7 protein-coding genes are annotated in these 6,995 nt (G+C 27.9%); 3 read left to right on the plus strand and 4 right to left on the minus strand.

What is annotated here, in order from left to right; genetic code table 11:
- Positions 1 to 8: 8 nt before the first annotated feature.
- A complete protein-coding gene (locus tag ACQRD5_RS12040; RefSeq protein WP_321129232.1) occupies positions 9 to 1,370 on the minus strand; it encodes a YjiH family protein in 1,362 nt (453 codons plus the stop codon).
- Positions 1,371 to 1,555: 185 nt separating this feature from the next.
- Between ACQRD5_RS12040 and ACQRD5_RS12045 the strand changes: the two genes are divergently transcribed.
- From ACQRD5_RS12045 to ACQRD5_RS12055, 3 genes are all read left to right on the plus strand, one after another.
- Positions 1,556 to 2,623 (plus strand): AI-2E family transporter, encoded by a 1,068-nt coding sequence (locus ACQRD5_RS12045; RefSeq protein WP_294362450.1) that lies wholly within the window; start codon positions 1,556 to 1,558, stop codon positions 2,621 to 2,623.
- Between the two features lie 87 nt (positions 2,624 to 2,710).
- Positions 2,711 to 3,520 carry a glutamate 5-kinase gene (gene proB, locus ACQRD5_RS12050; RefSeq protein ID WP_291626360.1) on the plus strand — a complete coding sequence of 270 codons (810 nt, stop codon included), beginning with the start codon at positions 2,711 to 2,713 and terminating at the stop codon, positions 3,518 to 3,520.
- A gap of 13 nt (positions 3,521 to 3,533) precedes the next feature.
- A complete protein-coding gene (locus tag ACQRD5_RS12055) occupies positions 3,534 to 4,781 on the plus strand; it encodes a glutamate-5-semialdehyde dehydrogenase (protein WP_427746852.1) in 1,248 nt (415 codons plus the stop codon).
- A gap of 153 nt (positions 4,782 to 4,934) precedes the next feature.
- On the opposite strand, the gene ACQRD5_RS12060 is transcribed toward ACQRD5_RS12055, so the two are convergent.
- The 3 genes from ACQRD5_RS12060 to ACQRD5_RS12070 all read right to left on the minus strand — a co-directional run bounded on the left by ACQRD5_RS12060 (position 4,935) and on the right by ACQRD5_RS12070 (position 6,972).
- The gene (locus tag ACQRD5_RS12060) at positions 4,935 to 5,450 is read right to left on the minus strand and encodes an NUDIX hydrolase (protein WP_291626310.1); all 516 of its coding nucleotides are present in this window, start codon (positions 5,448 to 5,450) and stop codon (positions 4,935 to 4,937) included.
- Between the two features lie 32 nt (positions 5,451 to 5,482).
- The gene (locus tag ACQRD5_RS12065; RefSeq protein WP_427746853.1) at positions 5,483 to 5,734 is read right to left on the minus strand and encodes a kinase to dihydroxyacetone kinase; all 252 of its coding nucleotides are present in this window, start codon (positions 5,732 to 5,734) and stop codon (positions 5,483 to 5,485) included.
- A 134-nt stretch (positions 5,735 to 5,868) separates the two neighbouring features.
- Positions 5,869 to 6,972, minus strand: coding sequence for an ABC transporter permease (locus ACQRD5_RS12070; protein WP_427746854.1), 1,104 nt, complete (start codon positions 6,970 to 6,972; stop codon positions 5,869 to 5,871).
- Positions 6,973 to 6,995: the final 23 nt, after the last annotated feature.

The following is a 6,995-nucleotide window of genomic DNA, read 5'->3' on the forward strand; positions in this document are numbered from 1 at the left end:
TTTACATTTTAGAATATTATGTTCGCTATAAGAACTATTACAGGTAATGTAATTAATGTTCTTTCAACAAATATTATTAATAAGTGTTTTAAGGATACAGGAATCTTTGATCCAAGTAAAACTCCACCTACTTCAGACATATAAATTAATTGAGATACTGAAGTACAAGCAACTATAAATTTAGTCATATCACTAGTTATTGAATTAGCAGCTAAAACAGATGGAAGTAGCATATCAGCAAAGCCAACAACTAATGTTTGTGATGCTGCTATAGCTTCTGGAACTTGAAGTAGATTTAAAAATGGTATAAAAGGTAAACCTAGTATTTGGAACACAGAAGTATATTCAGCTATTATAAGTGCTATAGTAGCAAAAGCCATAACAACTGGTAGAACTCCAAGCCACATATCTAAAACATTTTTAACTCCATCAATTAAGAAGGCTTTAGCACCAGGATTATTTTCAGCTTTAACTATAGCCTTATTATATCCCCAAGAAATAGATGTATGTCCATTAGGAATAGTTTCATCATCCTTTTGCTCTTTATTATTATAGTAAGTATTAGGGATTTTACGTAATGGGTATATTCTAGGAAGAATAATAGCTGCAACTATTCCTGAAAGCGTTACTGTTACATAAAAAGGAATAAATAAGTGTGATAATCCAACAGTATCTATTACAATTAAACTAAAAGTTATAGAAACTGCTGAGAAAGTTGTACTTATTATTGCGGCTTCTCTTTTAGAATAAAAACCTTCTTCATATTGCTTATTTGTTAATAGTATTCCTAAAGTTCCATCACCAAGCCAAGAAGTAATACAGTCTATTGATGAACGACCAGGTAATGTAAATACAGGTCTCATTATCTTAGTAAGAATTGCTCCAAAGAACTCTAATAATCCAAAGTTAAGTAGCAAAGGCAATAATAGACCAGCAAATAGGAAAATAGTAAATAATATAGTAAGCAAGTCGTTTAATACAAAAGCACCAGTTCCAGAACTTCTTATGATTTCAGGTCCAAAATTAAATAATGATAGGAGGCAAAAAACTGCTCCTAAAGTTCTAGATATTATCCAAAGTGGTTTTACATTAAATAAAGTATTTAAAAATTCATTTTTTGTTATAAAGTCTGGTTTAAACACTCTTGCAATTATACTTAATATTGCAGATATACAAACTGTTAGTGTAATAATAGCTGTTAAATAGTCGCCTAATAAGTTTGCCAGAAATTTGGACATTAACGCTATTGGTATAGTAATTTCTCCATTAAATTTAATAGGAATCATAAATAGTAGTATGCCTATTAAAGATGGAATAATAAAAGCCAAAGAATCATTAATTGAAAATTTATCTTTAGTTATATTTTTCATTTCTATCTCCTTTATATTGAAATTATTAATATTTATACATAGAAATTAATTTTAATACATAATATATACAAAAATCAATAGAATTTTATACAAAAAACACTAAATACTATGCAAAAATCTTATGTTAATATTTTCTTTTAATAAGGATAAACTAAATTTATTAATTAACTAAAGGAGAGTTTATTATGAGTAAGAAAAATGTTATTACATATTTAGTTATTTTAAACTTGTTTACCATATTAATAATATTATTAAGTAATGTTGTTATAATAAAAAAATTTATAAGTGTGATTTTTGCAGTTGTAATTATACCAATAATATTTGGAGTATTTTTGTTTTATATACTAAAACCATTAAATAATTTATTCATAAAAAAGAATATGAATAGAGGAATGGCTGCAAGCTTAACATTATTTATTTTTTTCTTTATAGCAGCAGGTATAATTAAGTATTTTGGAGATTATTTTATAGATCAATTTATAAGTGTTAAATCCATATTTCTACAAATAATAGAGGCAAGAAGTGATGGGGAAAATATAGGGAATTTGGTTAAAGAAAATGTTTTAAACATTAATTATTATGATAAATTCTTAGGTGATATACAAAATTACATAATGATATTAGTTACTAATATAAGAAGACTTTTTAATAAAGGGCTTCAATTGTTTTCAAATATGTTATTAGTAATTTTAATAGCCTTTTATTTACTTAAAGATGAAGAAAAAATAAAAGCATCATTAATAAAACTATTTCCTAGGAAATATAAAGATAAAGCTAAAAGCATAGTAGCAGAGGGCGATGAAGTATTATCAGCATATATTATTGGTCAAGCAAAAGTTGCATTATCATTAGCCATTATGATATTTGTTGGGTATAAAATTATAGGAATGATAAATCCATTACTTTTAGCATCAGTAACTTTTATTTTAGCTTTTATACCTTTTATTGGATTTTTCATATCATTAATACTACCTTATATTATAGCTATAGCTTTAGGCTGGAATATGATTTTAAAGTTATCAATATTAGTAATAATAGCACAAACCCTTAAGGGCAGAATAGTAGTGCCATTAATTATGGGAAAGACTATGAAAATACATCCTATAACAGATATATTCTTAGTAGTGGGTGCAGCATCTATAATTGGTCCTATTGGAGCCTTTGTGGTAGTACCTATTTATTCATTAATTAAGGTTATTTATAAGTATTTTAATAGAGAGCTAGATGAAAAGTTAAAGGAGTTTAAAGAATAGATAGAATTATAAGTATATTTTATGTGGAAAAAATATTTAAGAATATTTATAATAAAGACAAGAAAGAAATTCGGGGGAATAGTAGGAATGAATAGTAGAGAAAAAGTAAAAAAAGCTAATAGGATAGTAGTTAAGGTAGGAACCTCTACATTAACATATGAAAATGGAAACATTAATTTAACTAGGATAGAGAAGTTAACAAGAACATTATCAGATGTTATGAATTCTGGAAAAGAAGTCATATTAGTTACTTCAGGAGCTATAGGAGTTGGGGTATCTAAATTAAAACTTAAAGAAAAGCCTAAAACTATAAGAGAAAAGCAAGCTGTTGCATCAGTTGGACAATGTGAACTTATGCATATATACAGTAAGTTTTTTGGAGAATATAGTAATACTGTTGGTCAAGTGCTTTTAACTAGAGATGTAATAGAAGATGATCATGTAAGAAATAATGTTTGTAATACATTTGAAACATTAATTGAAAATAAAATAGTACCTATTGTTAATGAAAATGATACTGTATCTATAGATGAAATAGAAAATATAGTTAGATTTGGGGATAATGATAATTTATCAGCAATAGTTTCTAAATTAGTTAATGCTGATTTATTAATTATATTATCAGACATAGATGGTTTTTATGATTCTGATCCTAGAAAAAATCCGGATTCAGAGCTTATAAGAGAAATACAGAAAATAACACCAGAGCTTGAAGATTGTTGTGGTGGGGCAGGAAGCAATTTAGGAACAGGCGGAATGATAACTAAGTTAACTGCAGCAAAAACTGCAACAGAAGCTGGAGTAGATATGGTTTTAGCAAATGGAGAAGATCCAAGAATAGTATTAAGTATATTAAATGGAGAAGAAATAGGAACATTATTTGTTTCTAATAAATAAGGGGGATATTTTTATGATATTAGATTTAAATGAGTTGGGAAGGAATGCTAAAGAAGCTTCTTATGATTTGGGCATAGCATCTACAACAGAAAAAAATAATGCATTAGAATTAATGGCAAAGGCTTTAATAGATAATACTGAAGAAATTATAAAAGAAAATAAGAAGGATTTAGATATAGCAGTTGAAAAAGGAACTTCAAAGGCTATGTTAGATAGATTAGCTTTAAATGAAGATAGAATTAAAGGTATGGCAAAGGGCTTAACGGATCTTATAGCATTAGATGACCCAATTGGTGAAGTTATAGAAATGTGGAAAAGACCTAATGGAATTCAAATTGGAAAGCAAAGAGTTCCAATAGGGGTAATTGGAATAATATATGAAGCTAGGCCAAATGTAACATGTGATGCAGCAGGCCTTTGTTTAAAAACAGGAAATGCTGTAATTTTAAAGGGTGGAAGTGACGCTATAAATTCTAATAAGGTTATAGTAAAAGTATTAAGAGAAGCTTTAAAGAAATCTGCTTTACCTGAGGTTTCAATTCAATTAGTTGAAGACACTAGTAGAGAAACTGCAACTAAGATGATGAGACTTAATGAATATATAGATGTTTTGATTCCAAGAGGAGGAGCAGGATTAATACAAGCTGTAGTTAAAAATGCTACTGTTCCTGTAATTGAAACAGGAGTTGGAAACTGTCATATTTATGTAGATGAAGTTTGTGATTTTGAAATGGCTAAGAATATAATAGTAAATGCAAAAACTTCAAGACCATCAGTATGTAATGCAGCAGAAAAAATGCTTATTAATGAAAAAATAGCAAAGGACTTTTTGCCTATTATTGTACAAGCTTTAAGAGAAAAGGATGTTGAAATAAGAGGGGACGAAAAGGTTAAGTCTATAATACCTGATGTTACATCTGCTACTGAAGAAGATTGGAGCACAGAATACTTAGATTATATAATAGGAGCTAAAGTAGTTAAGGATGTAAATGAAGCTATATCTCATATTAATAAATATGGTTCTGGTCATTCAGAAGCTATTGTAACTGATAGCTATAAGAATTCTCAAAAATTCTTAAATAAAGTTAATGCAGCTGCAGTTTATGTTAATGCATCAACAAGATTTACAGATGGTGGAGAATTCGGATTTGGAGCAGAAATAGGAATAAGTACACAAAAGCTTCATGCAAGAGGACCAATGGGACTTAAAGAACTTACGACTATTAAATATATAATTTATGGAAATGGACAGATAAGATAGGGTGTGCTATGGCGCACAGTTAATAAGTAAGAGTATAGAGTTAAGAGTTGATGAAAAAACTCCTACGGAGTTTTTTGAAATTAAGTTATATATATTTTAAATTAATAAAACAAACAAAGAGCTACAATTTATTTACACATGTAGCTCTTTTGTTTAACCCGTTCGCATTGAACCTCTATGTTTTCTAATATCAAATAAGTTTTCAATAAACCAGTAATCAATAAATTTGCCATCAGCAACTAATTGTAATACTTCATCTTTAGTTGCCCATTTTATTGATTTAACTTCTTCATATTGAAGTTTTAAATCTTTTATATCTATATCTCTTTCGATAATGTAGTAATCATCAAATCCATATTCAAAGTTTATAGTAAAAAATGGACGTTCATTTGATAAGTCAACTTTATAACCTATCTCTTCTAAAGTTTCTCTTTCAGCTGCATCTGTACTTGTCTCACCAGCTAAAGCACTTCCCCCAACTGTTAGATCCCACATATTTGGCCATCCACTTTTCCATGGTTGACGTTGTTGAATGAGCATTTCATTTTTTGAGTTAAAAATACAAACATGAACTACAAGATGAAAGTCACCATTACCGAATTCACTACCACGATGCATTTGCCTACCAGTTAAATTTCTATTTTTATCATAAATATCCCATAGTTCCATTAGAAATCTCCTTACAAAATAAGATTAATTGATTAACCCTGTAGTCCATTTTCTTGACGTTCCATATTTTCTATAACTACATCGTAGATATCTCCTAGTGATGAACAATACTCAAGAAGTTTCCATGGAGTATTAGTGTGGAAGTGAACCTTTATTAAATCCTCGTCACCGACTGCTAATAAGCAATCACCTTCTATATTTTTTGGTATATATTCATTAATGTCATCTTCTGATAAATTTTGTCCTTCAATTAATAATTGAGTATCAAATTTAAATTCAAGCATAATTAAATCTCCTTTCGATTTAAGTTTATATATTATAAAATGAGTATAGCATACTCACAAAAAAATAAAAGATATCTCTTTTTTTTATATGTTCACTTGGAACTAAAGAATGAAGAGATATCTTTTATATTTAGTTATGCTTTGTTTTTTAATTTATATGAGGATAGTCCTAATAGTATTAATGAAATTCCTAGAAGTAAAATTATAGTATTTATTTCATTTCCTAAGGTTGCACCATAAAGTACATTGCTATTTGAACTATTTATCCAAGTTGTTGGTATTACTTTTGAGATATTATTTAATACTGTTGGCATAATATCTCTTGGCCAGAAGCAACCACCAAGCATTGCAAAAGGAAGTATTACAAGAGTACTTATTGTTCCAGATACTCTTAAGTCCTTTGCGTGGGTAGTTATAAATATTCCAAGGGAAATTGTAAATACACCAAATATTAGGAATAAAATATATAGGCTTAATGGGGAATCTCCTAAATTAAATTTAAATATATATTTAAAGGCTAAGAAATATAAGGTTATTTGAACAAAAGTAATTACTAAAAATGAAAGTAAGCTTTGGAATATGTACTTGAACCTAGTCATTGGAGTAGTAAATAATCTTGTAAATACGTTCTTTTCTCTATCCTTTAATATTATATTAGTTGCTGCTGTTGCTGAGAATAATAAATTAAGTACTATAAATGCCATGGCAGTATCTGTTTTAGATTTATTTCCTTCACCTTTATCTACACTTGCATAAGACATTTTATATGAACCTTCTGAATAATTCTTAAGTGCATTAAAGAATTTATCTTCATCACCATTAGAATTTTTAGCAAAGGTTTTTAATATATTAATATAATTATTTAATGAAGCTTTAATAGCAGTAGAAGTGTTTCCTTCTTTAGCTTCATAAGTTTTAATAATTGGATTTCCTCCATTTATTAACTCCTTAGTATATCCTTCGGGAATAACTATTGCATAATCTATTTCATTATTAATTAAGTTATCTTGTATAGTATCTTCACCATTAAAGTTAATTTCTGCTTTATCTTTAAGATTACTTATTATATCTTCTGTAACAGTTGTTTTATCATTATCAATAACAGTGACCTTTAAAGGTGCTGTTCCATTTGAGCCAGAAAAAGCAATTATCATAAATATTAAAGGTAATACTATTAAAAATAAAATATTTAATTTTTCCCTGAATAATCTTTTTAATGTTGCTTTAAAAATTGTCATATTCTTTCTCTCCTTCCTATTAT

The sequence above is a fragment of the Clostridium sp. SGI.024 genome, assembly GCF_050315195.1.
In the GTDB taxonomy this organism is placed as follows: domain Bacteria; phylum Bacillota; class Clostridia; order Clostridiales; family Clostridiaceae; genus Clostridium.

Bases quoted from the DNA above. Each gene is read 5' to 3' on its own strand.
- ACQRD5_RS12040 (WP_321129232.1), bottom strand. From the start codon at position 1,370: ATGAAAAATATAACTAAAGATAAATTTTCAATTAATGATTCTTTGGCT.
- ACQRD5_RS12045 (WP_294362450.1), top strand. From the start codon at position 1,556: ATGAGTAAGAAAAATGTTATTACATATTTAGTTATTTTAAACTTGTTT.
- proB (WP_291626360.1), top strand. From the start codon at position 2,711: ATGAATAGTAGAGAAAAAGTAAAAAAAGCTAATAGGATAGTAGTTAAG.
- ACQRD5_RS12055 (WP_427746852.1), top strand. From the start codon at position 3,534: ATGATATTAGATTTAAATGAGTTGGGAAGGAATGCTAAAGAAGCTTCT.
- ACQRD5_RS12060 (WP_291626310.1), bottom strand. From the start codon at position 5,450: ATGGAACTATGGGATATTTATGATAAAAATAGAAATTTAACTGGTAGG.
- ACQRD5_RS12065 (WP_427746853.1), bottom strand. From the start codon at position 5,734: ATGCTTGAATTTAAATTTGATACTCAATTATTAATTGAAGGACAAAAT.
- ACQRD5_RS12070 (WP_427746854.1), bottom strand. From the start codon at position 6,972: ATGACAATTTTTAAAGCAACATTAAAAAGATTATTCAGGGAAAAATTA.